This is a genomic window from Pseudorhodoferax sp. Leaf274 (assembly GCF_001422445.1).
Taxonomy (GTDB): Bacteria; Pseudomonadota; Gammaproteobacteria; order Burkholderiales; family Burkholderiaceae_C; genus Pseudorhodoferax.
The window spans coordinates 46,078-68,885 of record NZ_LMNA01000009.1 but is presented as its reverse complement, the minus strand read 5'-3'; the positions used below and the strand labels follow the sequence as shown (position 1 = coordinate 68,885).

Genomic DNA, 22,808 nt, shown 5'->3' with positions numbered 1-22,808 from the left:
CTGGACGAAGGCAGGCCCATGGGCCTTCAGCGACATGGCGCGCGGCATGCGCAAGACCGTGCTGGCCGCGGTGCAACGGCTGCGTCAAGCGCCCGCGTGCGCGGTCCAGGATGCGAACTGCTGCAGAGGCAGGCGGCGCGATGCGTGGCGTACGGCTGACGCCGCCGCGCACCCGTACTCAGGGTGTCGCGGCAGCGGCGTGGCGCCGCACGAGGCTCAGCAGTTCCTCTTCGGCATAGGGCTTGCCCAGGTAGTGGTCCACGCCGAGTGCCAGCGCATGGTCGCGGTGCCTGCCGGCCGTGCGCGAGCTGATCACGACCACGGGCAGGCCGGCCAGGGCGGCATCGGCGCGGATGGCCTGGGTCAGCGCATGGCCGTCCATCTGCGGCATCTCGATGTCGGTCACCACCAGCACCGGCCGCTCGGCCTGCAGTTGCGCCAGCGCCTGCAGGCCATCGGCGGCCAGCGCCACGCGGTAGCCCGCGCGCTGCAGCAGGCGCTGCGTCGCCAGGCGCACGGTGACGGAGTCGTCCACCACCAGCACCAGCGGCGCGGGCGCGACCGTCGGGTCTGCTGCGGGGCTGCCGTCGCCGTTGCGCAGCGCGTGCTCGTGCTGGGCCTGGCGCGCCATCACGCCATAGACGGCGGCCAGCGCCACCGGGTTGTAGAGCAGCAGCACGGCGCCCGAGGCCAGCACCGACATGCCGGACAGGCCGGGCAGGCGCGCCAGCTGCGGCCCCAGGTTCTTGACCACCACCTCCTGGTGGCCGAGCACCTCGTCCACATGCAGGGCCAGGCGCTGCTGTGCGCTGTGCAGCAGCAGCACGCTGGCCGGCCGTTCGCGCGCGGCCGGTTGCGCGATGGCGCACTGCAGCAGCGCGCCGGCCCAGTAGAAGGCCAGCGGCTCGCCACCCTCGACGAGCTGTTCGCTCGCATAGCACTGTGCGAGTTCGGCGGGCGCCAGGCGGCGCACGGACTCGACCAGGTGCGTCGGAATGCCGAAGGTCTGCTGGCCCACGCGCACCAGCACCACCTGGGTGGCCGCCGTGGTCAGCGGCAGCACCAGCCTGAACTGCGTGCCTGCGCCGGGCTGGCTCACGGTCTCGATGCGGCCACCCAGCGCGTGGACCTCGGTGCGCACCACGTCCATGCCGATGCCGCGCCCGGCCATGGGCGTGACCGCGGTGGCCGTCGTGAAGCCCGGCAGGAACACCAGCGCCGCGGCTTCGTCGGGCGTGAGCGCCGCCTCGGCCGTCAGCAGGCCGAGCGCGGCGGCACGGGCCTGGATGCGCGGCAGGTCCAGGCCCCGGCCGTCGTCGGCGATGGCGAACGCGATGTCGTTGGCCTCGTGCGCCACGGTGACGGTGATGGCGCCCGCGGCCGGCTTGCCCGCCGCGCTGCGCTGTGCGGGGTCCTCGATGCCGTGCGTGACGGCGTTGCGCAGCAGGTGCTCGAACACCGGTGCCAGCCGGTCGAGCACGCCACGGTCCAGTTCGATGCCGCCGCCTGCGAGGTCCAGCCGCACGGTGCGGCCCGCCTCCTTGGCGCTCTGGCGCACGGTGCCGTACAGCCGTTCGGCGATGGCCTCGAACGGCACCATCCGCGTGCGCAGCAGTTCGCGCTGCAGCGCACGCGCCTGCCGGGCCTGGGTGGCCAGGTCGTCCTGCGTGCCCTGCAGGCCGCGCTGCAGCTGGCGCTGCGCGGCGGCCAGCCCGGCCAATGACTCGGCCATGCCGCGCGCCAGTTCCTGCGTGCGCGTGAAGCGGTCGAACTCCAGCGGGTCGAAGGTGTCCAGGCTGGCGCCGGGCTGCGCCAGCCTGGCCTGGATCTGCGATTCGGTCTGCGTCTCCAGCTCGCGCAGCTGCTGGCGCAACTGCTCGACCCGGCCGTCGAACGCGTCGAGCGCGCCGCCCAGTTCGCCCAGCCGGGCCTCCATGCGCGCACGTGTGATCAGCACCTCGCCGGCGCCGCTGACGAGCTGGTCCAGCAGCTGCGCGCGCACACGCACCGACTGGCCGGACACGGGGCGGGGCGCCTGCAGCACCACGGCCTCCTCGGGCAGCGCGGCCAGACCGTGCACCTGCGCACGCAGCTGGTCGAAGGCGTGCTGCAGCCGGTCGGCATGGGCCAGCAGCGTCTCGATCTGCGGCGGCGCGGCGTTGTCGGGCATCTGCTCGGCCGCGCTTTCGAGCCGGTGCGCGAGCGCGCCCAGCCGCAGCGCGCCGGCCAGCCGCGCGCTGCCCTTGAGGGTGTGCAGCACGCGCAGCACGGCCTGGCGCGCGGCAGCGTCGGCGGGCGCGGCCTGCGTGGCTTGCGTGATCTGCCACTGGCGCAACGCCGCCGAGAGCTGCGGCAGCAGTTCGGCGGCCTCGTCCTCGAACACGGGGAACAGGTCGGCGTCGATGGCGTCCTGGCTGTCGATCTCGTCCTCGAAGGCGGCGCCGTCCGGCGCGGTCTGCAGCAGGGCCTTGAGCGCCTGCACGACGCTGTCGCGCGCGGGCTTGAGGAAGCCGGCCGCGAACTGGTGCAGCAGGCGCCGGATTTCCTCGGCGGCGTCGAGCACGGGCTGCGTGGACCGCGGCGGCTCGCCTGCCAGCACCTGGACGAGCAGGTCGGCCAACCGGGCCAGTGCGTCGAAGCCCACGCCGGCCGCGCTGTCGGCCAGCGACTGCGCCAGCGCCTGGCTGCCGGCCGCGGGCGGCATGGGTTGCTGCAAGGCCCATTCGCCGAGCTCGGCCTGCAGCTGGCGCGACCACTCGTCGGCGTCGTTGAGGAAGGCGTTGTAGAGCGGCAGCGCGATGCGCAGCGGGCCGATCTCGCGGAAGTGGTCGTCGTCGTGACCGGGCGGTGCGTCTTCGCCTTGCGCGGGCAGCGGGCTGCCGTTCGGCGGTGGCGCATGCAGTGCCTGGGCCGCCAACTGCAGCGCCGGCAGCCGGTCCGCGGCGTCGCGGCCGGCCGCGATGTCGGCGATCCAGCCGGCCATGGCCTGCAGCGCCTGCTGCGTGGCTTGCAGCAAGCCGGCGTCGGCGGGGCGGTGCGTGTCCAGCCAGGCGTTCAGCGGCGCCTCGAAGGCCCAGGCGGCCTCGCCGAAGTCGTGCTGCTGCACCATGTGGGCACTGCCCTTGAGCGTGTGGAAGGCGCGCCGCAGCTGCGCCAGCGGCGCATGCGCTTCGGGCGCCTCGCGCAGCGCCTGCACGGCGGCCTGGCCGTCCTGGACGACGGCCTGTGCCTCGTCGAGGAAGATCTGCAGCAGGTCGGCCTGCGCATCTTCCTCGACCTCGGCCTCGGCCTCGGCGGCGGCGGCGGCGGCGGCCGGCGGCCCGGGCTCCGGGACGGGCTCGGGTTCGGGTTCGGGTTCGGGGGCGGCCGCGCGCTCCGGTGCGGGTGCTGGTTCAGGCCCATGTCCGGGCCCGGCGCCGTCCGCGGCATGGCCCGCGCGCAGGCGAAACAGGCCCTGGGCCTCGTCGTAGACGAACAGCTGCTGCGCCAGGTGGCGCTGGTAGCCCAGCATGCCGACCAGGAAGCCGAGCGCGCCCAGGCTGCTGCCCAGGCGCTCGAAGCTCGTGTTGAGCGCGGCGGTGTCGTCCACCTGGTCGGCCATGTAGCCGTCCACGGTCTCGCGCATGCGCAGCACGGCATGGGCGGCCTGCTGCAGGTCCAGCACGGAGAGCACGCCGCGCATCTGCGTGAGCTGGGCGACGACCTTGCCGAGCACGCCCTTTTCGCGCGGCGCGCGGAAGAACTGGTCCAGCGCCTGCTCGATCTCCGCCAGCGTGCGGCCCAGTTCGGCCACCACGCTGCCCATGGTCTGGCGCTCGCTGACACCGTGGTAGAGCGCCTCCATCCAGCCTTCCATGGGCTCGGGCGCCTGCCCCTGCTGCACGCGCACGAGCCGCTCGGCCAGCAGGGCCGAGCGCGCGCGCAGGTCGGCGCCGCTGCGGTCCAGGTCGGCGTAGGCCGTGTCCAGGTAGAGCAGGGCCGTGGCCACCTCGAGCGACAGCGCGGCCGAGGGCGGCACGGGCGGCGTGCCGCCCACGCGCCAGGCGGCCTCGACAGCCTGCAGCAGCGCCTGGGCGAGCACGGCGCTGTCGTCGTGCAGCCGGGCCAGCGCGTCGGCCAGCGGCAGCAGCTGCTCGTGCGCGGCGCGCAGCTGGTGGGCATCGCCGCCGGCCACGGCCGCCCAGGTCTCGCTGGCGGTGGCGATGCGCTTGCGCGCCTGCGCCAGCTGGACCGGATGGAAGCGGCCGAAGCGGCGCTGCGCATAGTCGGCCGCGCCGCTGGCGTCCAGCCCATGGGCGGCACGCACGGCGGCCAGCGTTGCGGCACCGGCCGCATCCGCGGGCGGCACCGCGCTGGCGCAGTAGAACAGCAGCTCGTGCACCAGCCCGGCGGCCGGCTCGGCCTCGCCGCGCGCCAGCGCGGCGTATTGCGTGAGCACGCCCGAGGCGATGCGCTTGGTGTACAGGTCGGCCGGCACCAGGCCCAGCGCCAGGGCCTGGAAGTAGCCCCCCGCCAGCTGCCAGAAGCTGCGCTGCGCTGGCACGGCGCTGCCGGCGGCCAGGCCCAGGGCGAGGTCGTGCAGCGCCTGCGCGGCGGCCGGGTCGGCGGTCTTCACGACCTTGAGCACGGCCTGGTCGAAGCGGCCGCGCAGGGAGGGGTCGTGGTGCAGCGCCTGGGCATCGGCCGGCAGCGGCACGGCCTGCGCCAATGGCGGTGCCGTCCACAGGTCGACCGGGCGGCTGCGCCCGGCGCCGGCCAGCGCCTGCACCTCGCGGTATTGCGGGAACAGTTCGACCGGCGCCACGGGCTTGCCCGCCAGCAGGGCCTGCAGGTATTCGGTGATGGCCAGGCCCGCCTGTTCGATCTGCGCGACGGCCTCGTCGGTGCAGGGCTGGCGCTGTTCGGCGAAGCGCTGGATGGCGGCTTCCATGGCGCCCGCCAGCGCCGCGCAGGCAGGTTGTTCCACCAGGTGCAGCGCGCCGGCGCACTGGTGCAGCAGCTGACCGGCCTGGAGCAGGTGCTGCAGGCCCGGCACGTGGAACCCACCGCCGGCGGCGTCGGCCTCGCGGCGGTAGCGCTGCAGGCATTTCGCGGCGGCATCCAGCGTGCGGCGCAGCTCTTCGAGCACCCAGGCCACGGGCCCCAGGTCGTGGGGATGGTCGGGGGCGTGCGCAGGCGTGGCCGGCTGGGCGGTGGTGTCGTTCACGTCGGTTCGGTGGGGCTGGGCACGGGGAAGGGGGTGGCGGGGCCTTCGAGCAGCCGCGCACCGGCCACCACGCCCTGGGTGGCGCGATCCATCGCGGCCATGGCGTCGTGCGTGTCGGACTGCAGCGCCTGCACGAGCCCGGCGATCAGGCTGGCGGCGTCGGCCGAGCACGCCGCCAGGCGTTGCGCCTCGCTGGCCACCGTCGCGAAGCCCTGTCCGCATGCCGGGGCCGAGGCGGCCTGGATGGCGGCGTTCAACGCCAGCACCTGGGCCTGCTCGGCCAGGTCGGCGGCCAGGGCGGTGATCTCGCCCATCTGCTGGGACGATTCGCCCAGGCGCTTGATGCGTTTGGCGGCGTCCTGGATCTGCACGCGCACCGTGTCCATGGCGCCAGTGGCGCTGTGCAGGCGCTCAGGCATCGATGGCCAGGAAGGCGGGCGAATGCGCCAGCGCCTGCAGGTCCAGGGTCTGCCAAACGAGGCCTTCGGCGTCGGTGTGCTGCGGGCCGAGCCAGGCCGGCACGTCCGGCGTGCCGGGCGCTGCCGGCCCGAAGGCGTCCGCGCTGCGCAGGCCCAGCAGCCGGTCGATGCGCAGCGCGCAGTTCAGGCCGATGGCGGGGTGAAAGCCCAGCAGCTTGGCATCGGGCGTCGCGGTGTCCTCGCTGCGTGGCGCATCGCGCTGCAGGAAGCGCCCCAGGTCGACCACGCCGCACAGGTCGCCGCGCAGGTTGGCCACGCCCAGGAACCACGCGCGCGTGTACGGGGTGGGCTGCACGGCGGTCCACGGGAAGATCTCGCCGGCCTGGGCCAGCGGCACCAGGCAGCGCTGGCCGCCGGCCTGCACGGCCAGCCAGTGCGCGGGCGGCAGGGTGGGGGCGGTGTCGTGCGGAGCCATGGCGCAGCCGGTGGCGACCGGGGTCACGCGCCAGGGCGCCCGTACTGCAGCACGGCCTGCAGCAGCTGGTCCTTGGTGAACGGCTTGGTCAGGTGGTCGAGCGAGCCGACCATGCGGCCGCGGGCCTTGTCGAACACGCTGTCCTTGGACGACAGCATGACCACCGGGATGTCGGCGAAGCGCGCGTTGCGCTTGATGATGGCGCAGGTCTGGTAGCCATCGAGCCTGGGCATCAGGATGTCGCAGAAGATCAGCTGCGGCGCGTGGTCGTTGACCTTGGCCAGCGCGTCGAAACCGTCTTCGGCCAGCAGCACCTCGTGGCCGGCCTGCTTGAGGAAGATCTCGGCGCTGCGGCGGATGGTGTTGCTGTCGTCGACCACCATCACGCGCAGGCTGGGGGTGGTGGTCGTCATGGTTCCGCGAGTCCTGTTCCGGCGCTCAGATCTGGACCATCTCGAAGTCTTCCTTGCGGGCGCCGCACTCGGGGCAGGTCCAGTTCATCGGGACATCGGCCCACAGCGTGCCCGGCGCGATGCCGTCGTCCGGCGCGCCTGCCGCTTCGTCGTAAATCCAGCCGCAGATCAGGCACATCCAGGTTTTAGGGTCGGTCACAGTGTTCGGGGGCGTTCCAATAGAATGCCGGCGATTGTATAGAGGCGTCCCGGGCGCAATGCCCGGTGGCAAGGCTCCAGCGCACGCCCCTCCACCCCCCTCCCAAGGCCCCGCCGCCATCCGCATGAACGACCCTGACGCATCCCCTGGTTCCGAGCCCGACGCGTCTGCCACGGACGAGGACGCCGGTCCGGCCTGCGTGCTGGTCTTCAACGCCAACGACCCCAGCGGCGCGGGCGGTTTGTCGGCCGACGCGGTGGCCATCGCATCGGTGGGCGCGCATGCCCTGCCGGTGGTGACGGGCAGCTATGCGCGCGACAGCGCCGAGATCTTCGACCACTTCAGCTTCGACGAGGAGGCCGTGACCGAGCAGGCGCGCGCCGTGCTCGAGGACATGGCGGTGCAGGTCATCAAGGTCGGCTTCGTCGGCAGCCCCGAGAACCTGTCGGCCATCGCCGAGCTGACGGCCGACTACGCCGACGTGCCCGTCGTGGCCTACATGCCCAACCTGTCGTGGTGGGAAGAGGACCAGATCGACGCCTACCTCGATGCCTTCCAGGAGCTGCTGCTGCCGCAGACCACCGTGCTCGTGGGCAACCACAGCACGCTGTGGCGCTGGCTGCTGCCGGACTGGAGCGCCCAGCGCAGCCCCTCGCCGCGCGACATCGCCAAGGCCGCGGCCGACAAGGGCGCGCCGTACACGCTGGTCACCGGCATCCTGCTGCCCGAGCAGCACGTGGACAACGTGCTGGCCACGCCGCAGACCGTGCTGGCCAGTGCGCGCTTCGAGCTGTTCGAGGCCCAGTTCACGGGCGCGGGCGACACGCTGTCGGCCGCCCTGGCCGCGCTGCTGGCCAGCGGCGCGGAACTCGGCGAGGCCGTGGGCGAGGCGCTGACCTACCTGGACCAGAGCCTGGACGGCGGTTTCCGCCCCGGCATGGGCCATGTGCTGCCGGACCGCATGTTCTGGGCCCAGCCCGAGGATGGCGAAGAGGGTGAGGGCGGCGAGGAAGAGGCTGGAACCGAGGCCGACAACGACGACGGCGCCGTGCGCCACTGACCACCATGAGCACCAACGAAGAACTGTTCGCACGCGCGCAGCGCGTGATTCCCGGCGGCGTCAACTCGCCCGTGCGCGCCTTCCGCGCGGTGGGCGGCGTGCCACGCTTCGTGCAACGCGCCCAGGGCGCCTACTTCTGGGATGCCGAAGGCAGGCGCTACACCGACTACATCGGCTCCTGGGGCCCGATGATCCTCGGCCACGGCCACCCGGCGGTGCTCGCGGCCGTGCAGGAAGCGGCCGTGCAGGGCTTCTCGTTCGGCGCGCCGACCGAGCGCGAGATCGAGCTGGCCGAAGCCATCCTGGCGCACCTGCCGTCCATGGACATGGTGCGCCTGGTCAGCTCCGGCACCGAGGCCGCGATGAGCGCGATCCGGCTGGCGCGCGGCGCCACCGGGCGCAAGAAGATCATCAAGTTCGAGGGCTGCTACCACGGCCATGCGGATGCGCTGCTGGTCAAGGCCGGCTCGGGCCTGGCGACCTTCGGCAACCCGACCAGCGCCGGCGTGCCGCCCGAGGTGGTGCAGGACACGCTGGTGCTCGAGTACAACGACCTCGCGGGCCTGGAGCAGGCCTTTGCCGAGCACGGCGCTGCGCTGGCCTGCCTCATGATCGAGCCGATCGCGGGCAACATGAACTTCGTGCGCGCCAGCGTGCCCTTCATGCGGCGCTGCCGCGAGCTGTGCACGCAGCACGGCGCGCTGCTGGTGTTCGACGAGGTCATGACGGGTTTCCGCGTGGCGCTGGGCGGGGCCCAGAGCGTCTACGCCAAGGACATCCCCGGCTTCGTGCCCGACATCACGGTGCTGGGCAAGGTCATCGGCGGCGGCATGCCGCTGGCGGCCTTCGGCGGGCGCCGTGCCGTCATGGAGCAGCTGGCGCCGCTGGGGCCCGTCTACCAGGCCGGCACGCTGTCGGGCAACCCGGTGGCCACGGCCTGCGGCCTCGCCACGCTGCACGAGATCGGCAAGCCGGGCTTCTACGAGGCGCTGGCACGGCACACGCAGGCCCTGGTGGCCGGGCTGCGCCAGGCCGCGGCCGACGAAGGCGTGCCGTTCAGCGGCGACAGCGAAGGCGGCATGTTCGGTTTCTTCCTGCTCGATGCGCTGCCGCAGAAATACCGCACCGTCATGACCACCGACGGCCCGCGCTTTAACAAACTGTTTCATGGCTTGCTGGAGCGTGGTGTGTACATCGCGCCCGCCCTGTACGAAGCCGGTTTCGTCAGCGCCGCCCACAGCGAAGACGACATCGCGCAGACGGTGGACGCCGCGCGCGCCGTGTTCCGCACGTTGGCTGGGGGCTGATCCAGCCCGTCAACGCCGGGCGCGTCCCGGACGTTGAAAAGCCTGTGTAAAGGCCTAAACTTTTCGCAGGCCCGCAGATCGTAAGGATCACCATGAAAAAGCTTTTGCTTCTCACCGGCGCCAGCCTGCTGAGCGCCACGGTGCTTGCCCAGGAGTACGGCACGGTGATCTCGGCCACGCCCGTGATGCAGCAGGTGGCCGTGCCGCGCCTGGTCTGCAACAACCAGCAGGTGGTCACGGCCTCGCGGCCCTCGGGGGCCGGCGCCGTGATCGGAGCGATTGCCGGTGGCGTGATCGGCAGTGCCTTCGGCGGTGGCAGCGGCCACGCCGCGGCGACCGCGATCGGCGCCCTGGGCGGTGCCGTGGTCGGCAACCAGGTCGAGGGCCAGCAGCCCGACCAGGTCCAGACCGTGCAGAACTGCAGCACGCAGACCTTCTACCAGAACCAGGCCGCCTATTACGACGTGGTCTACGAGTACGCCGGCCGCCGCTACCAGGTGCAGATGGCCAACGACCCGGGCCCGAGCGTGCCGCTGCAGGTCACGCCCATCGGCAGCGTGCCGCCGCAGCAGGCGCCGGTGCGCGCGCCGGCCCGCATCATCTCCAGCACCACCTACGTGCAGCCGGCCACGGCGGTCTACCAGACCGAGCCGGTGACCACGGTCTATGAGTCGGCGCCTGTCTACAGCACGCCGTCCTCGTCCTATGTGGCCCCGCTGGCCATCGGCATCGGCCTGGGCGTGATCGGTGCCAACCTGTCCCACCGCCACTATGCGCCGGCGCCGCGCTACTACGGGCCGCCGCCACGCTACTACGGCCCGCGGCCGTACTGGCGCTGAGAGCCACCGCCCCACAAAAAAGCCCGCTTGCCAAGAGCGGGCTTTTTTCGTTGGCGCAGGCCTGGGCTCAGTGGCGGAAGTGCCGCACGCCCGAAAACACCATGGCCACGCCGCGCTCGTCCGCTGCGTCGATGACCTCCTGGTCGCGCATGGAGCCGCCGGGCTGGATCACGCAGGTCGCGCCCGCGTCCACCACCACGTCCAGCCCGTCGCGGAACGGGAAGAAGGCGTCGCTCGCCACCACCGTGCCGGCCAGCGAGAGCTTGGCGTGCTCGGCCTTGATGCTGGCGATGCGGGCCGAGTCCAGTCGGCTCATCTGGCCGGCGCCCACGCCCATGGTCATGCCGTCCTTGCAGAACACGATGGCATTGCTCTTGACGTACTTGGCGACCTTCCAGGCGAACAGCAGGTCTTGCAGCTGTTGCGGCGTGGGCTGTTTCTTGGTCACGACCTTGAGGTCGGCCAACTGCAGCGCGTGGTTGTCGGCGGTCTGGATCAACAGGCCCGAGCCGATGCGCTTAACGTCCATGGCGTTGCGGCCGTTGTCCCAATCGCTGGAGCCGCCACGCGCCGCGTCAGCGGCGCCATAGGCGTTCGGCAGGGCGATCTCGAGCACGCGCACGTTCTGCTTGGCCTTGGTGGACTGGAACAGCGCCAGCGCCTCGTCGCTGTAGCCCGGCGCCATCAGCACCTCGACGAACTGCTTGTGCACCTGCTGCGCTGTCGCCAGGTCGACCGGCCGGTTGAAGGCGATGATGCCGCCGAAGGCCGAGGTCGGGTCGGTCTGGAAGGCCTTGCCGTAGGCCTGCAGCGCATCGGCACCGACGGCCACGCCGCAGGGGTTGGCATGCTTGACGATCACGCAGGCCGGCTCGTCGAAGCTCTTGACGCATTCCCAGGCCGCGTCGGCATCGGCGATGTTGTTGTACGAAAGCTCCTTGCCCTGCAGCTGCCTGGCGCTGACCAGCGAACCGGGCGCCGGGTGCAGGTCGCGGTAGAACGCGGCCTGCTGGTGCGGGTTCTCGCCGTAGCGCAGGTCCTGCAGCTTGACGAAGCGGCCGTTGCTCTGCGCAGGGAACGGCGCGCGCACGGGGGCGGGCTGGCCGGCGCTGGCTTCGAAGTCGACGGCCGACAGGAAATCGCTGATGGCGCCGTCGTAGTCGGCGATGCGGTTGAACGCGGCCACCGACAGCGCGAAGCGTGTCTTGTCCGAGAGCTTGCCGTTGCCGGCCTGCAGTTCGGCCAGCACCGCTTCGTACTGGGAGGCATCGGTCAGCACGGCCACGTCCTGCCAGTTCTTGGCGGCGCTGCGCACCATGGCCGGGCCGCCGATGTCGATGTTCTCGATGGCGTCTTCCAGCGTGCAGCCGGGCTTGGCCACGGTGGCCTCGAACGGGTAGAGGTTCACCACCAGCAGGTCGATGGTGTCGATGCCATGCTCGGCCAGCGCAGCCACGTGGGCCGGCAGCGCGCGGCGCGCCAGCAGGCCGCCGTGGATCTTGGGGTGCAGCGTCTTGACGCGGCCGTCCAGCATCTCAGGGAAACCGGTGTGGTCGGCCACCTCGGTCACCGGCAGGCCGGCATCGGCCAGCAGCTTGGCGGTGCCGCCGGTGGACAGCAGCTTGACGCCCAGCGCGTGCAGGCCCTGGGCCAGCGCCAGCACGCCGGTCTTGTCGGAAACGGAGATCAGTGCATTCATCGGATGGAGGGGAAAAGGCGAGAGAAAGGGAAGGGGCTCACTTGATGAGCTTGTGGTCGACCAGCTTCTTGCGCAGCGTGTTGCGGTTCAGGCCCAGCCATTCGGCCGCGCGCGACTGGTTGTGCTCGGCGTGCTGCATGACGACCTCGAGCATGGGCTTCTCGACGGCGCGGATCATCATCTCGTAGACCCCGCCCGGCTCTATCCCGTGCAGGTCCTTCAGGTAGGTTTCCAGGCTGCTGCGCACGCACTCTTCGATACTTTTCTTGCTCACGCTGCGGTCTCCTCCAGAAGTTCTGCGCTGCCCGGTTCGGGCGTGGGCATGCGCTCGTGGCGGCTGCCCATCTCGTCCATGAATGCGGCCACGGCGGCCAGTTGTTCGTCCGGCTGCTCCAGCCGGTTCATGCGCTGGCGGAAATCTTCCCCACCCGGCAGCTGGCGCACATACCAGCCGATGTGCTTGCGCGCCGAGCGCACGCCGGTGTACTCGCCGTAAAGCGCATAGTGCTCGGCCAGGTGGTCCAGCAGCAGGCGGCGGACCTCGGCCACCAGCGGCGGCGCCAGGTGTTCGCCGGTGGCCAGGAAGTGCGCCACCTCGCGGAAGATCCAGGGCCGGCCCTGGGCCGCGCGGCCGATCATGACGGCGTCCGCGCCCGTGGCGGCCAGCACCGCGCGCGCCTGCTCCGGCGTGGCGATGTCGCCGTTGGCCACCACCGGCACGCGCACGGCGGCCTTCACCGCGGCGATGGTGTCGTACTCGGCATGGCCGCTGTAGCCCTGCTCGCGCGTGCGGCCGTGCACGGTCAGCATCTGCACGCCCACGCCTTCGAAGGCGCGCGCCAGCACCACGGCATTGCGGTGCTGTGCGCACCAGCCGGTGCGCATCTTCAGCGTGACCGGCACGTTGCGCGGCGCGCAGACGGCCACCACGGCCTCGGCGATGGACACCGCCAGTGCCTCGTTCTGCATCAGGGCCGAGCCGGCCCACTTGTTGCAGACCTTCTTGGCCGGGCAGCCCATGTTGATGTCGATGATCTGGGCGCCGCGGTCCACGTTGTAGGCGGCGGCCTCGGCCATCATGTCCGGATCAGTGCCGGCGATCTGCACGGCGATCGGGGCGGCCTCGCCGGTGTGGTCGGCGCGGCGCGAGGTCTTCAACGAATTCCACAGGTCGCGCCGCGAGGTCACCATCTCGCTCACCGCATAGCCGGCCCCGAGCTGCTTGCACAGCTGGCGGAACGGGCGGTCCGTCACCCCGGCCATGGGGGCGGCAAACACGTTGTTCGCCAATGGGAACTGGCCGATCTGCATGGTGGGGCGAAGGGGTGGGGGCGGAGGCGGGGGAGCGATTCTAGCTGCCTCATATTTCAGCAATTGAAACAATCCGCCCGCCTACAGACGCCATGCGCCGGATCCCTATACTGGCCCGCTCATGGAAGCCTGGCTGAACCAATTGTTGAGCGCGCTGGCGCTGCCCGAGTTCGGCCTGAGCACGGTGTTCGTCGTGTCGTTCATCTCGGCGACGCTGCTGCCGCTGGGCTCCGAGCCGGTCGTGTTCGGCCTGGTCAAGCTCAATCCCGAGATGTTCTGGCCAGCCATCCTGGTCGCCACCGTGGGAAACACGCTGGGCGGTGCGGTGGACTGGTGGATGGGCTACGGCGCACACAAGGTGGCTGACCGCTACAGCCATTCATCGCACCACGTGCGCGTGCTGGGCTGGCTGAAGCGGCTGGGGCCCAAGGCCTGCCTGCTGGCCTGGCTGCCGGCGGTGGGCGATCCGCTGTGCGCCGTGGCGGGTTGGCTGAAGTTGCCGTTCTGGCCTTGCCTGTTCTACATGGCCATCGGCAAGTTCCTGCGCTACCTGGCGATGACGGGATCGCTGGTGTGGGCGTTCCCAGGGGCCTGGCACTGAGTGGCAGGCCGGCCGCCCAAGCCGGGGTGCCTCAGACCAGCGACTTGGCGTTGTCCAGCACGTAGCCGCAGGCCTTGTCCTTGAGCTGGTCCTGGATCTTGCCCATGTCGAAGGACTTGCCGTCGCTGCCGTTCAGGATGCCGGACAGGCCGCTCTGGTAGCCCTTGTCCTGCGTCTCCTTGCCGCCGCCCAGGCCGACCTTGCCCAGCAGCTTGTCCTTGATGCCGGCCGCACCGCCGGCCAGGTACTTGCGCTCGATGCAGTACTGCAGCACGCCGGCCGCATTGCTGGCCGTGCCGCTGCCGATGCTGGGCAGGCCCAAGCCGCCGAGCATGCCGGCCGCGCCGCCACTGCCACCACCCAGTTGTTCGCCGGCGGCGCTCTTGAGCTGGTCGAGCGGGCTGGCGCCCTGCGCCGACAGGGCGGTCAGCAGCACGAGGGCGAGTGTGGAGGTGCGCAGGCGAAGGCGGGCCATGGTGGAGTCCTGGTTGGTTCAGGCTGGTCCCCTCGACAGGAATCGAACCCGGTCCTATAGGCAGAGGGAAAACAGCCGAATTTCTTGACCCCCCCATTCTCCCTCTGGAAGCGGTCGGCGAACACCACCGAAAAAGCGGGTCATGTCCCGGTCTGTGTCCCGGTTTTCTGACCCGACAGAAAGCTGTTCAGCCGCCTGACTTCGGACCCCGCGTCGGCCGCCTCGATCCACTTGGAGTAGACACGGTAGAACATCTCCACCGAGTGCCCGAGCTGACGCGCCACCCAGGCCGGCGTGCTGCCGGCGTGCAGACAAACCGTCGCGAAGGTGTGTCGCGTCTGACGCGCGTCGCGGTGGCGTAGGCCGGAAAGCTTCATCGCTGGCTTCCACCAGCCATCCAGCGGCCCCTTCGTCGTCGTGTAGAACAGGTTGTCCATGCCAAGAAACACATGGTCGCCGGCAAGATGGCTCACGGCGCGCTGCTCTTCGAGGACGGCCAGGGCTCGCCCTGTCAGCTCGACTTCGCGCGACACTCCCGTCTTGGTGCCCTTCTCCGCACTGCGCGTGAATGCAGTGTCGATCGTCACCGTCCCCCGCTTGAAGTCCACCTTCGACCAACGCAATGCGATCTGCTCGCTTGGCCGAAGGCCGCTGAAGAAGGCGAACTCGTAGTACAGCCGGCCGCGGTCGTTGCGCATCTTGGACAGCATCAGCTCGACCTCTTCCAGGGTGAACGGGTCCGGAAGCGGCTTCTTGGCACGGCGCATCTCAACGTGCTGGTGCAGCGGCTCGCGCAGCAGCTTCGCCTTGCTCGCGTACTCCAGCACCATGCTGAGCACGCTGGCGATGTTGTTCCAGGTCTTCGGGTGTTGCGGCAGCGCGGCCAGTTTGGCCATCAGCGCACGGTAGTCCAGCGCGTTCATGCGCAGGCCCTGCCAGTCGGTGAAGTGCTTGGACGAAAGCGTCTGGGCGTAGCTGTGCGCGGTGCTGTGCTCGATCTCGCCGCGCTTCACCTTCTTCCACTCGGCCGCCACCTCAGCCCAGGTCATGCTCGGCGCATCCTTCGCCACCCGCGGAGAGTTCGGGAAGTAGTCCCCCAGCGCGAAGGTGCCACGCTCGATCTTGCCCAGGATCTCCAGGCGAAGTCGTTCGGCATACTTGATGTTGACCGGTGTCGGCTCGATCTCCAGGCGCTCACGGCCGAAGCCCTGCGCGCGCAGATCGATCTGCAGGTGCCGGTCGCGAACGATCACGCCGCTCATGCGTCGATCACCTGGCAGGCCTCGTCCTTCGGTTTACGGCCTCGCCGCGAGGGAATGCTGGGCTGATGGTCGATCCAGTCGTACAGCGCCTGCAGGTCAAACAGCTTGCGGCCCTGCACCCACTTCCAGACCTTGCCCTCAATCCAAAGGCCACCCCGGGAGTGCTCTTGGAAGAACTCCTCGGTGAAGCCTGTCAGTTCCGACGCCAGCCCGACAGTGACCCAACGAACGGCGGCAGTCACGCAAACACCTCCGCGTGCCGGAGAACTGGCCGATCGCGCGCTTCGTCATGCGTTGGAGAGGTCCTGGCAGCGGCCTCGACCAACCGCGTCGGGTCGGCGTCGTTGACGTGGCCACGGATGAGGTAGAACATCCGTCGATTACGCGCGGGGCTCCCCAGGCGCGCCAGTCCCTTCGGATGCCCTATGACTCTTAGCGTGACCAATGCAAAACTTGAGGGATGGCAGGCGTTTAGGCGAGGCGTTTGCTTCCACTTCAATCCACATGCCGTTTCCGACTGGCAGGATGCTCCGGCGAAGCGAACCGAGCTTGCCTGGGCGCAGGGGTGGCTCCTCCACCAAAACACCGCGCTGAAAGCACGCAACTCCAATATGTGAGTTGATGCGCTCGAGGCGGCGGCACCAGCTCGTTGAAAAAGCACAGATGCCTCTCGCCGACTCTGTTTAGCGTTCGCTCCGGCTGGCCCTGGCACATGTCTTTTGATGTACCGGGCGTTTGATTCTTCGGTCAGAATTTTTGGCTGAACTAATGAGCCGCCGCAGAAAACGCAGTGAACGCCGACCAGCACGCCCAGTACAGGATCAATCCGCGCCGGGTTGAGTTTTTTGTCGGAGGTAGAGATCGTCCCTGTCTGATCAGCGTTCCGGCCTTGGAAATGCTGGCGGGACGAAGCCTCACCGGTGGGGAGGCCCCTGTCATGGCCTATCGCTTGCACTGGGAGGTGATACATCGGCTTGCGCGTTCGCAGCGAGAGTTTCCTGACGGGGCAGTTTTTCTGCTGTCGCGCGATGTTGAGCCACGCTAGGGCATAGGGCTCGTAGCTCCCCGCGGCCCGAACCGTGGCCGTAGCGCTGCGTTCTTCATCCATTGGGGCCTCCGTTCTCGACCACCTTTCCCGGCCGGAAGAACTCGCCGGTCTTGCGCTTGGTCACTTTCAGGTACTCGACTTCGACCTTGGCGCTGTTGATCAGCACCGTGGCCACCTCGGCCACAGCCTTGGCGCGGTCGATGGGCATCGGGTTCTCGCGGTCACGCAGGTCTGCCAGAGTCGCCATCAGGTGTCGTCGGATGGCTCCGATGGGGCTTGCTGCTCCGTCCGCGTCCGCCTGTTGATGGCTTGCGTGATCTGCCCCTTGAGCTGATACAGCGCTGCGATCTCCGGGGGCATGGCGTGCACGCTCGCCCGCTTGAAGTGCTCGCTCTTCGTGAACAGCGCCAGGTTGTCTTGCGTCCTCGGGCCGTTCCCGTCCTTGAGCATCAGGCTGTACCCCGGGGGAATCGGGCCGTTCTTGGCCTCCCACTCGATCACGTCCACCCGCTTCCAGTCCTTCTTGTCGCGGCCGGTGTCCGTCACCTTCCTGATCAGGATCCCGCGGTCCATCCGCTCCGAGCCGATCGGCTTCCAGTTGCAAGCCGGTTTGTGGTGCTTCCGAAGACCCTGTTCCCAGGCCCGAATGCGGATCGACATTTCCGTGCGGTTCAACAGCTCCGCGATCTGCTTCACCGTGGCCGTCGTGTACATGGCTCGCAGCCGTGCGTCTTCCTCCGCGGTCCATAGGCGCTTCGTCATCGGGATCCTCGTTGTCGTCATCGGGCAGGGCGCGACCTGGCAAGTCGGCCGGGCCCTTGCGGAACATCTTGTCCTCGCCGTTGAAGGTGATCAGGTCGTGGTCCATGGCCATGACCAGCTGGGCGTGCACGTTGCGACTGTCGCCAGGCATGACGAACCGGTCAACGATGTCGGCAAGCGTCAGGGTCGATTCCGGATGCAGGGCGAACCAGCAGCAGACCTTGGCGGCCAGGCTCTCGGGGTTGGGGCGGTAGGTCATGCTGCGACTCCTTCAAGCGACGATTGCAGGCCAGCGAACACCATGGCACCGATCTCGATGGCAGGCAGGTTGCGCGTGGCCGCACGCTCTGCGTCGATGGCCTCGAGACGCTGGGCACTGAGCAGCACCCAGACCTCGAAGAACGTGCCGCCCTTGCCCTTAATCTGCACGATCCTGGTGTGGCCGGGCGCGGTCTGGCTGATGGCCCCGCGCTTGACCCGCGTCCCATTGCGCAGGTAGCTGCACATGCCGCGCGGATTGCCGTGCTGGCCGGGCAGCATGTCCTGAGTGATCAGGCCCGCCGCCTGGAGATCGTCTGCGTCACCGCAATAGACGGCGCGGCTCTGCTGGACGCGGCGGAACACGCCGGGCGCAACTTCGATGCGGTCATGCATGGCCGTTCTCCTGCGCGGAGCCAAGTACCGCTCTGACGTCCGTCGAAAAGCGATGCGTACGCCCTGGTAGTTCTGTCAGGGTAGAGTCGCGTCGATCAAAGAGGACGTGGGACGAACAACGTACACCAGGGGGATTGCCGATGGACAGCCAATCTTGGCGCAGCCGGTTTCTTGAGCTGCAGACTCGTTTCGATGAAGCCGTGCAGGAGGCCGCGGTCGCGACGCAGCGCGTCGAGGAGAAGATGGCCACGGACGATTGGCCCGGCGCCGACGACTGGACCGTTTGGCGGTTTGCCCGGTCGCAGGTGGAGCTCGCCAACGCCGCCTGGTCCGAGCATGCGCGCAAAGCACCCACGCCGCGGATAACGAGCTGAACACTGCTACTTGCGGCGCCTTGAGTTTCGAGGCCGTGGCGCGGCGCCACGGTGGATCGCAGTCCGTCGGTGCTATGCATGTGCGGCGTCCTTCTCGGCTTGCTCCAGCGCGTGCCACTGCCCATCGAACTCGGTCTTCGCCAGCTGCAGCAGAGACTGAGCAGCGTGGACGAGCGTGTCGGCTGGCGCGACGGCGCCCAGAAGACCCATGAGGTCGATCAGAGACGCGATGGCTGCGCTGGCTTCGCTGTAAGAGCGCGGCTGCCGATCCTCCAACGCTTGGTCAACGCATTGGCCGCAGAAGATCGCCAGATTGCGCAGTCCCCAGAGCGAGTCCGACGTGCCATCGCTTTCGGCTGCCGACTGGAGCACAGCCAAGGCCTGGCCCATGAGGAAGTGCGGGTTCTCGTCCACCTCTGCACGCGCAAGCGGTGCAATATGGACGGGCTCCTCCGCCCTGATGCGCGGCTCGGCGCTGCGGGGCGAGAACATCGACGCCATGGCGCCGTCGTACGTCGCCAGCCGGCGCAGACTATCGATTCCCTCGGCACCGCTTTCGTAGGCGTCGATCAGTTCGACCAAGCAGTCCCGAACGTGGCGGGCCAAACTGCCATCGTGCAGCGCGCCGCTCAGGCTCCTGCCGGCATCGCGTTCGATGGCCACGATCTCCAGGTCCAGCGTCTCCTTGGCTTCCTGCAGCATCGCGGACAAGTCCCCGTCGGGTGTCCCGTGCATGGCCTCGAACGTGAGGGGATCCGACACGCGACCCAGGATGCACACTGCACGGTCGAGCTGCTCCCGCAAAGGCCAGTTGTGGAACGCGCTCTCAGAAATGGAGATGGTCGCGCCCAGGTGGCCCGCAAGGTAACGGGCCAGATCGGCCGCCTCGGCCGCGGTGGAGGTCTTGACCCTCGCACGCTTCTTCGTGATGACGGCGCTCATTTCCAATCTCCCCGCATCTCGTCCAACAGGCGCTGCGTCTGCTTGAGGCAGTGCGTCACTGCGCCGAGTGCATTCCAGTTGCGGTCGCTTTGCTTGGTATGCATGAAGGACACCAGCGCCATGACCTCGTCCAGCTGTACTGCGGCGCTGGTGCCGCTTTTCTCGGTGCGGTCCCGCACTGCGTCGTGGACCTCCTCCGTCAGCTGCGTTGTCATCCGCTCCAGGCCATACATCAGGTGGTCGGCGGTTGCGGTCGAAAGCGCCTCCACGATGCTCAGCGCCATGTTGGCCATGTGCTCGGGATCCTGCTCCTCCGCCAGTTCCACCCGGACGGGCTTTGCTGCCATGACGGCCGACGGGTGGTCCTGGCACGGTTGCCCCAGGTCGTCGGTGATCTTGTCCAGCAGCTTGGCCGCCTGTTGGGCCAAGAGGGTGCTAGCCGGCCCCTCGTTGTACGCCACGGCGCACATGAGTAGGGATTGGCTGTCATATAGGCGGTCCGTCCACGTGTTGCGGTCTTCCTGGTCGTGGTCCATCCAGCCCATCACATCGAGCCCGATCTCTTCTGCCATGCGCAGCGTGCGTTCCAAATAGTGGCCAGGCTGAGCGGTGGACCGTGCCGACGCGATCAAGGCCAGCGCCTGGGACAGCTCGGTCATTGCTACGCCCGTGGCCTGGGCCAGCGTCATCGGCTCGGCGGCCACGACGGTTGCCGGAGCCTTGGCCGGCTTTTTGATGGTGGCTGCGGTCATGCCGATTCCCCCGAAGTCAAGTCGTTGAAGGCCTGCTTGGCCAGGGTTTCGACCGTCCAGTACGCCATGCCGATCAACTGGTCGCCGAGGCGGAAGCCGCGCGCGCCGCTGCAGAGCTGTTCCACCGACAGGGCCGCCATGTGTTGCGCAACTGCGGCAGCTTGGGTGATGGCGCCGTGCATGATCTTCAGCTGGGCCGCGATCTTCACAGCGGCCTGCAGCTCGGAGTCCACCAGTGCGCACATGCCCTTAGCGCCGGGTGCGTCGTCAGCTTTCTCGAAGGCGCCTTCGCCGCCGTAGTTCATGAACAGCAAGCAGGCGACAGTTTCCGCGCGCTGGAGGTGATCCAACAGCACCTCTTCTTGTGTCGTCACATAGGCATTCGGCGCCGCCGGAGCTTCGATTTCAGCAGACGGCGACACGGGACGCTCCAGGGTGATGGTGGAGGTGGTCATGGCAGCTCTCCTTCGGCGGGGAACGTGCCGTGCACCTCAATGTAGGCGTCGCGCAGCAGCATCTCGCCGACGCCCAAGTGGTCGGCGACCACCCGGTTCAGCTGCTTGATGCGCACGGCATACAGGCGCAGGGCGCTGGCACACTCCGCTTCGTCGCAGCTGCCAAAACGAAGGCGCGCTGCGTGGTGCAGCATCAAGCTGCAGGCTTCATCGATGTCGTCGGTGCAGACCAGCGCCAACCGCGACGCCTTTTCCCTGGCGTCGTCTTGCGGCGTGTCCCAGGTGATGACGGTCTCGTGCGTGGCCACCGGCGTCGAGTGCTTGATAACGTCGGCGATCATGCTTGACCTCCCAGAAGCCACAGGCTAATGCTGGACGAGGCCGAATCGCTGGTGGCCGCGACGCAGGTAGCACCGATCAGGGTGGCTAAGCCGCGCACTGCGCTTGTTGCGGCGTCGCGCTGGTAGTCTTCGGCTTTGCGGGACGAAGTGATGTCGATCAGGTTCTGGATGTCGCAGGCGTGGCCTGCGATCTTGAGCAGAGCATTGCGCGCTACGTGGTCGATGTCCAGATCAGCAACCACTTGGCGGCTGCTGGTCATTTCCTCAGTTGTGGCGCGCGTAGGCGTAACGGTGCTATCGTCCGGCATGTGAACGTCCTCTCTTGAATCGGGTGGGTGCTTCATCGAGGCCGTGTTCGTTGGCGCGAACATGGCCTCACCTACGTTGGCCCGTCGTCTTCGCGGCGGGCCGTTGATGTGCTCAGCGGCATTCATGCTGCTTCCTTGCTCTCGCCGAGCATCGGCAGCACGTTGATCGACCACTTCACCTGCATGACCGGAACGCCGCTGCCGTGCTTCTTGCTGGTGTCGAACAGGCGGCAGAACTCGCGGCCGACCTGGGTCGGTTCCCACTTGTCGTTGATCTTGGCCTGCAGGCCGGCCTCGGCCAGCAGCAGGTTCATGCCGCGGGCGCTGGTGTTGTGGAAGCGCTGGCCCAACTCGGTCGGCGTGAACCACAGCGTGTCCTGCTTCTCGGCCTCCAGGTGCGTCGTGCCCAGCTGCTTCATCAGGTTGATGTTGGTCAGCCCAAAGATCGCCTGGTTTGCCGCGATGGCGGCCGCGTTCTTGTCGCAGCCCAACATGCGAGCAACGCGGGCCAGGGCGGGGAAGGCCTTCGCAGCTTCGGCCGTGGCCTTGAGCGGGCCGACGGCGTTCTTCGCGGTGTAGCTGCCGGTCTTGCGGATCGAGGGCAGCACCTCCTTCGTCACCCACTTCTTGAACGGGCCTGCTTCGGTCTTTTGGCTGGCAAGGATTGCGGAGTACAGGCCAGACTCGTTGATGACGGTGACGCCTCGCGGGCCAAAACCTACGATCTGTCGGTTTTGCTTTTCGTCTTCATCCAGGCGACGGGTCATCGCTTCTGCGTCGCTGTAGCCGAGGATGGAGGCAACCTCCTTGGCCACGAAGAGCGGCTCGCCGCTTTCATCAGAGATGACGGTCACGCGATGGCCGTCGAAGTTGAAAGGAACGATGTTGCTCATGCCGCCACTCCTTGTGTGTCTCCTGGGGTGCACCGGTGCACTTCGTCCCGGCTCATGCTTTGGATGACTCGGAACTCGATCTCGCGCATGAGCGAGCGACGATTGAGTGCGGCGCTTGCCTTCAGGCGGTCTCGAATCGAGGCGGGTAGCCGGATCTTCACTTGGGCATCAGATTTCTCAGCATCCATTTTTTACCTTAATAAACCACCGTGGTCCATTGATCTGATGATAGACCACCGTGGTCCATTGCGCAAGCACCACGGTGGTTTAAATTAGGGGGTATGTCCCGTGAAGATCCGCAACTCAAAATCCGACTGCCTGCAGAACTGAAGGACCGGATAGAGGCTGCCTCGGACGAGGCGGGCCGCAGCATGAACGCGGAGATCGTGGCTCGACTGACTTCCTCCTTCGAGCCGGCGGGGCAGTCGGGTGACGTTGTCAAGCATCTCGCGTACAGGCTTGCCGAGGCGGAACACCGGGCGGCGCAGTTCGCCTTGAGCAGCCATGCCCATCAGTTGGACTTGGCCCTTGTCTCCCAGCATCTGCAGGAGGCATTGGATGCCAACGAACTTCTTGGCCAGGAACTGATGACGCGGGGAGAGCGCGAGGAGTTCGACGAAATTGCTTCTCAGGCTATTGCGGCTATCACTGCCATCAGCCCAGATGTCTACATGGGCTTGGTCGTGAAGACAGAAGAAGCAGAGAAGAATTTGGCTGCTGCTAAGAGGATGCTTGAGCCAAAACAGCCAGCAGCCTTGGACAAGGTCGCCAGGGTTCGTCTTCACTCCGAAGCTAAGCGAACTCTCCTGCACGAATACTTGCGGGATGATGATCGTGCAAAGGTAGCGACGCCTAAAACTGTGCGCAAACGAATAAGTCAGAAATGACTTACCTGCTGGCAAATCGGCCCCATGTCGGCCCGCAGGCCGCGCCAGTGCTTGTTCCGCGATGCTGCCCGGCTGCGAGTTTTCATGTTCACCTGATGGAGAGAGCTTTCGGCCCTCTGGCTGACA

At 68.2% G+C, this 22,808-nt stretch carries 26 protein-coding genes and 1 pseudogene; 6 read left to right on the top strand and 21 right to left on the bottom strand.

What is annotated here, in order from left to right:
* Positions 1 to 178: 178 nt before the first annotated feature.
* From ASF44_RS13100 to ASF44_RS13080, 5 genes and pseudogenes are all read right to left on the bottom strand, one after another.
* A complete protein-coding gene (locus ASF44_RS13100; protein WP_056899678.1) occupies positions 179 to 5,206 on the bottom strand; it encodes an Hpt domain-containing protein in 5,028 nt (1,675 codons plus the stop codon).
* 32 nt (positions 5,207 to 5,238) lie between these two features.
* Positions 5,239 to 5,619: pseudogene (locus ASF44_RS13095) on the bottom strand (methyl-accepting chemotaxis protein); the annotation flags it as partial.
* On the bottom strand, positions 5,618 to 6,100 hold the full coding sequence (locus tag ASF44_RS13090) for a chemotaxis protein CheW (protein ID WP_156374485.1): 483 nt from the start codon (positions 6,098 to 6,100) through the stop codon (positions 5,618 to 5,620). The gene ASF44_RS13090 and the pseudogene ASF44_RS13095, both read right to left, overlap by 2 nt.
* Positions 6,101 to 6,123: 23 nt before the next feature.
* Complete coding sequence (locus ASF44_RS13085) at positions 6,124 to 6,513, bottom strand: PleD family two-component system response regulator (protein ID WP_056899675.1); 390 nt, start codon at positions 6,511 to 6,513, stop codon at positions 6,124 to 6,126.
* Positions 6,514 to 6,538: 25 nt separating this feature from the next.
* The gene (locus ASF44_RS13080; protein ID WP_056664812.1) at positions 6,539 to 6,691 is read right to left on the bottom strand and encodes a rubredoxin; all 153 of its coding nucleotides are present in this window, start codon (positions 6,689 to 6,691) and stop codon (positions 6,539 to 6,541) included.
* 145 nt (positions 6,692 to 6,836) lie between these two features.
* Between ASF44_RS13080 and ASF44_RS13075 the strand changes: the two genes are divergently transcribed.
* From ASF44_RS13075 to ASF44_RS13065, 3 genes are all read left to right on the top strand, one after another.
* Positions 6,837 to 7,772 carry a bifunctional hydroxymethylpyrimidine kinase/phosphomethylpyrimidine kinase gene (locus ASF44_RS13075; protein ID WP_056899674.1) on the top strand — a complete coding sequence of 312 codons (936 nt, stop codon included), beginning with the start codon at positions 6,837 to 6,839 and terminating at the stop codon, positions 7,770 to 7,772.
* A gap of 5 nt (positions 7,773 to 7,777) precedes the next feature.
* Positions 7,778 to 9,079, top strand: a complete 1,302-nt coding sequence (gene hemL, locus ASF44_RS13070) for a glutamate-1-semialdehyde 2,1-aminomutase (RefSeq protein ID WP_056899673.1) — start codon at positions 7,778 to 7,780, stop codon at positions 9,077 to 9,079.
* Positions 9,080 to 9,171: 92 nt separating this feature from the next.
* Positions 9,172 to 9,918, top strand: coding sequence for a glycine zipper 2TM domain-containing protein (locus ASF44_RS13065; RefSeq protein ID WP_082524746.1), 747 nt, complete (start codon positions 9,172 to 9,174; stop codon positions 9,916 to 9,918).
* A 67-nt stretch (positions 9,919 to 9,985) separates the two neighbouring features.
* Here ASF44_RS13065 and purH read toward each other — a convergent pair whose 3' ends face one another.
* From purH to dusB, 3 genes are read right to left on the bottom strand one after another with little or no spacing between them, the layout of a single operon-like run.
* Entirely contained in the window at positions 9,986 to 11,617 is a 1,632-nt protein-coding gene (purH, locus tag ASF44_RS13060; protein WP_056899672.1) for a bifunctional phosphoribosylaminoimidazolecarboxamide formyltransferase/IMP cyclohydrolase, read from the bottom strand.
* Positions 11,618 to 11,654: 37 nt separating this feature from the next.
* Positions 11,655 to 11,891: a helix-turn-helix domain-containing protein gene (locus ASF44_RS13055; protein ID WP_056899671.1), complete on the bottom strand. Its 237-nt coding sequence runs from the start codon at positions 11,889 to 11,891 to the stop codon at positions 11,655 to 11,657.
* Positions 11,888 to 12,928, bottom strand: coding sequence for a tRNA dihydrouridine synthase DusB (dusB, locus tag ASF44_RS13050; RefSeq protein WP_056899670.1), 1,041 nt, complete (start codon positions 12,926 to 12,928; stop codon positions 11,888 to 11,890). The genes ASF44_RS13055 and dusB overlap by 4 nt, the downstream gene beginning before the upstream one ends.
* A 121-nt stretch (positions 12,929 to 13,049) precedes the next feature.
* Here dusB and ASF44_RS13045 point away from each other — a divergent pair, with 121 nt between their 5' ends.
* On the top strand, positions 13,050 to 13,529 hold the full coding sequence (locus tag ASF44_RS13045; RefSeq protein ID WP_056899669.1) for a YqaA family protein: 480 nt from the start codon (positions 13,050 to 13,052) through the stop codon (positions 13,527 to 13,529).
* Between the two features lie 31 nt (positions 13,530 to 13,560).
* Here ASF44_RS13045 and ASF44_RS13040 read toward each other — a convergent pair whose 3' ends face one another.
* The 6 genes from ASF44_RS13040 to ASF44_RS13010 all read right to left on the bottom strand — a co-directional run bounded on the left by ASF44_RS13040 (position 13,561) and on the right by ASF44_RS13010 (position 17,730).
* Positions 13,561 to 14,004: a DUF2501 domain-containing protein gene (locus ASF44_RS13040; protein ID WP_056899668.1), complete on the bottom strand. Its 444-nt coding sequence runs from the start codon at positions 14,002 to 14,004 to the stop codon at positions 13,561 to 13,563.
* 140 nt (positions 14,005 to 14,144) lie between these two features.
* Positions 14,145 to 15,266, bottom strand: a complete 1,122-nt coding sequence (locus ASF44_RS13035; RefSeq protein WP_056899667.1) for a site-specific integrase — start codon at positions 15,264 to 15,266, stop codon at positions 14,145 to 14,147.
* The gene (locus tag ASF44_RS13030; RefSeq protein ID WP_056899666.1) at positions 15,263 to 15,508 is read right to left on the bottom strand and encodes a hypothetical protein; all 246 of its coding nucleotides are present in this window, start codon (positions 15,506 to 15,508) and stop codon (positions 15,263 to 15,265) included. Before ASF44_RS13030 ends, ASF44_RS13035 begins: the two co-directional genes overlap by 4 nt.
* An 858-nt stretch (positions 15,509 to 16,366) precedes the next feature.
* Positions 16,367 to 16,561 carry a hypothetical protein gene (locus ASF44_RS13025; protein ID WP_056899665.1) on the bottom strand — a complete coding sequence of 65 codons (195 nt, stop codon included), beginning with the start codon at positions 16,559 to 16,561 and terminating at the stop codon, positions 16,367 to 16,369.
* Positions 16,561 to 17,076: a hypothetical protein gene (locus tag ASF44_RS13020; RefSeq protein ID WP_156374484.1), complete on the bottom strand. Its 516-nt coding sequence runs from the start codon at positions 17,074 to 17,076 to the stop codon at positions 16,561 to 16,563. The genes ASF44_RS13025 and ASF44_RS13020 overlap by 1 nt, the downstream gene beginning before the upstream one ends.
* A gap of 255 nt (positions 17,077 to 17,331) precedes the next feature.
* Positions 17,332 to 17,730: a hypothetical protein gene (locus ASF44_RS13010; protein WP_056899662.1), complete on the bottom strand. Its 399-nt coding sequence runs from the start codon at positions 17,728 to 17,730 to the stop codon at positions 17,332 to 17,334.
* Positions 17,731 to 17,870: 140 nt separating this feature from the next.
* Here ASF44_RS13010 and ASF44_RS13005 point away from each other — a divergent pair, with 140 nt between their 5' ends.
* Positions 17,871 to 18,104: a hypothetical protein gene (locus ASF44_RS13005; protein ID WP_056899661.1), complete on the top strand. Its 234-nt coding sequence runs from the start codon at positions 17,871 to 17,873 to the stop codon at positions 18,102 to 18,104.
* 72 nt (positions 18,105 to 18,176) lie between these two features.
* Here ASF44_RS13005 and ASF44_RS13000 read toward each other — a convergent pair whose 3' ends face one another.
* The 7 genes from ASF44_RS13000 to ASF44_RS33275 are packed head-to-tail and all read right to left on the bottom strand — an operon-like array spanning position 18,177 to position 21,983.
* Entirely contained in the window at positions 18,177 to 19,046 is an 870-nt protein-coding gene (locus tag ASF44_RS13000) for a hypothetical protein (protein ID WP_056899660.1), read from the bottom strand.
* On the bottom strand, positions 19,043 to 19,798 hold the full coding sequence (locus ASF44_RS12995) for a hypothetical protein (RefSeq protein ID WP_056899659.1): 756 nt from the start codon (positions 19,796 to 19,798) through the stop codon (positions 19,043 to 19,045). Before ASF44_RS12995 ends, ASF44_RS13000 begins: the two co-directional genes overlap by 4 nt.
* A complete protein-coding gene (locus tag ASF44_RS12990) occupies positions 19,795 to 20,253 on the bottom strand; it encodes a hypothetical protein (protein WP_056899658.1) in 459 nt (152 codons plus the stop codon). Before ASF44_RS12990 ends, ASF44_RS12995 begins: the two co-directional genes overlap by 4 nt.
* Positions 20,250 to 20,594, bottom strand: coding sequence for a hypothetical protein (locus ASF44_RS12985; protein WP_056899657.1), 345 nt, complete (start codon positions 20,592 to 20,594; stop codon positions 20,250 to 20,252). Before ASF44_RS12985 ends, ASF44_RS12990 begins: the two co-directional genes overlap by 4 nt.
* Positions 20,591 to 21,028, bottom strand: coding sequence for a hypothetical protein (locus ASF44_RS12980; protein WP_156374483.1), 438 nt, complete (start codon positions 21,026 to 21,028; stop codon positions 20,591 to 20,593). The genes ASF44_RS12985 and ASF44_RS12980 overlap by 4 nt, the downstream gene beginning before the upstream one ends.
* The gene (locus ASF44_RS12975) at positions 21,025 to 21,795 is read right to left on the bottom strand and encodes a BRO family protein (protein ID WP_056899655.1); all 771 of its coding nucleotides are present in this window, start codon (positions 21,793 to 21,795) and stop codon (positions 21,025 to 21,027) included. The genes ASF44_RS12980 and ASF44_RS12975 overlap by 4 nt, the downstream gene beginning before the upstream one ends.
* Positions 21,792 to 21,983: an Arc family DNA-binding protein gene (locus tag ASF44_RS33275; RefSeq protein WP_082524745.1), complete on the bottom strand. Its 192-nt coding sequence runs from the start codon at positions 21,981 to 21,983 to the stop codon at positions 21,792 to 21,794. The genes ASF44_RS12975 and ASF44_RS33275 overlap by 4 nt, the downstream gene beginning before the upstream one ends.
* A 93-nt stretch (positions 21,984 to 22,076) precedes the next feature.
* On the opposite strand from ASF44_RS33275, the gene ASF44_RS31030 reads away from it, so the two are divergent.
* Positions 22,077 to 22,682, top strand: coding sequence for an Arc family DNA-binding protein (locus ASF44_RS31030; protein ID WP_082524744.1), 606 nt, complete (start codon positions 22,077 to 22,079; stop codon positions 22,680 to 22,682).
* Positions 22,683 to 22,808: the final 126 nt, after the last annotated feature.

Coding starts and splice junctions, on each gene's coding strand:
- ASF44_RS13090 (WP_156374485.1), bottom strand. CDS start 6,100: ATGGCTCCGCACGACACCGCCCCCACCCTGCCGCCCGCGCACTGGCTG.
- ASF44_RS13085 (WP_056899675.1), bottom strand. CDS start 6,513: ATGACGACCACCACCCCCAGCCTGCGCGTGATGGTGGTCGACGACAGC.
- ASF44_RS13080 (WP_056664812.1), bottom strand. CDS start 6,691: ATGTGCCTGATCTGCGGCTGGATTTACGACGAAGCGGCAGGCGCGCCG.
- ASF44_RS13075 (WP_056899674.1), top strand. CDS start 6,837: ATGAACGACCCTGACGCATCCCCTGGTTCCGAGCCCGACGCGTCTGCC.
- hemL (WP_056899673.1), top strand. CDS start 7,778: ATGAGCACCAACGAAGAACTGTTCGCACGCGCGCAGCGCGTGATTCCC.
- ASF44_RS13065 (WP_082524746.1), top strand. CDS start 9,172: ATGAAAAAGCTTTTGCTTCTCACCGGCGCCAGCCTGCTGAGCGCCACG.
- purH (WP_056899672.1), bottom strand. CDS start 11,617: ATGAATGCACTGATCTCCGTTTCCGACAAGACCGGCGTGCTGGCGCTG.
- dusB (WP_056899670.1), bottom strand. CDS start 12,928: ATGCAGATCGGCCAGTTCCCATTGGCGAACAACGTGTTTGCCGCCCCC.
- ASF44_RS13045 (WP_056899669.1), top strand. CDS start 13,050: ATGGAAGCCTGGCTGAACCAATTGTTGAGCGCGCTGGCGCTGCCCGAG.
- ASF44_RS13040 (WP_056899668.1), bottom strand. CDS start 14,004: ATGGCCCGCCTTCGCCTGCGCACCTCCACACTCGCCCTCGTGCTGCTG.
- ASF44_RS13035 (WP_056899667.1), bottom strand. CDS start 15,266: ATGAGCGGCGTGATCGTTCGCGACCGGCACCTGCAGATCGATCTGCGC.
- ASF44_RS13025 (WP_056899665.1), bottom strand. CDS start 16,561: ATGGCGACTCTGGCAGACCTGCGTGACCGCGAGAACCCGATGCCCATC.
- ASF44_RS13020 (WP_156374484.1), bottom strand. CDS start 17,076: ATGACGAAGCGCCTATGGACCGCGGAGGAAGACGCACGGCTGCGAGCC.
- ASF44_RS13010 (WP_056899662.1), bottom strand. CDS start 17,730: ATGCATGACCGCATCGAAGTTGCGCCCGGCGTGTTCCGCCGCGTCCAG.
- ASF44_RS13005 (WP_056899661.1), top strand. CDS start 17,871: ATGGACAGCCAATCTTGGCGCAGCCGGTTTCTTGAGCTGCAGACTCGT.
- ASF44_RS13000 (WP_056899660.1), bottom strand. CDS start 19,046: ATGAGCGCCGTCATCACGAAGAAGCGTGCGAGGGTCAAGACCTCCACC.
- ASF44_RS12995 (WP_056899659.1), bottom strand. CDS start 19,798: ATGACCGCAGCCACCATCAAAAAGCCGGCCAAGGCTCCGGCAACCGTC.
- ASF44_RS12990 (WP_056899658.1), bottom strand. CDS start 20,253: ATGACCACCTCCACCATCACCCTGGAGCGTCCCGTGTCGCCGTCTGCT.
- ASF44_RS12985 (WP_056899657.1), bottom strand. CDS start 20,594: ATGATCGCCGACGTTATCAAGCACTCGACGCCGGTGGCCACGCACGAG.
- ASF44_RS12980 (WP_156374483.1), bottom strand. CDS start 21,028: ATGAATGCCGCTGAGCACATCAACGGCCCGCCGCGAAGACGACGGGCC.
- ASF44_RS12975 (WP_056899655.1), bottom strand. CDS start 21,795: ATGAGCAACATCGTTCCTTTCAACTTCGACGGCCATCGCGTGACCGTC.
- ASF44_RS33275 (WP_082524745.1), bottom strand. CDS start 21,983: ATGGATGCTGAGAAATCTGATGCCCAAGTGAAGATCCGGCTACCCGCC.
- ASF44_RS31030 (WP_082524744.1), top strand. CDS start 22,077: ATGTCCCGTGAAGATCCGCAACTCAAAATCCGACTGCCTGCAGAACTG.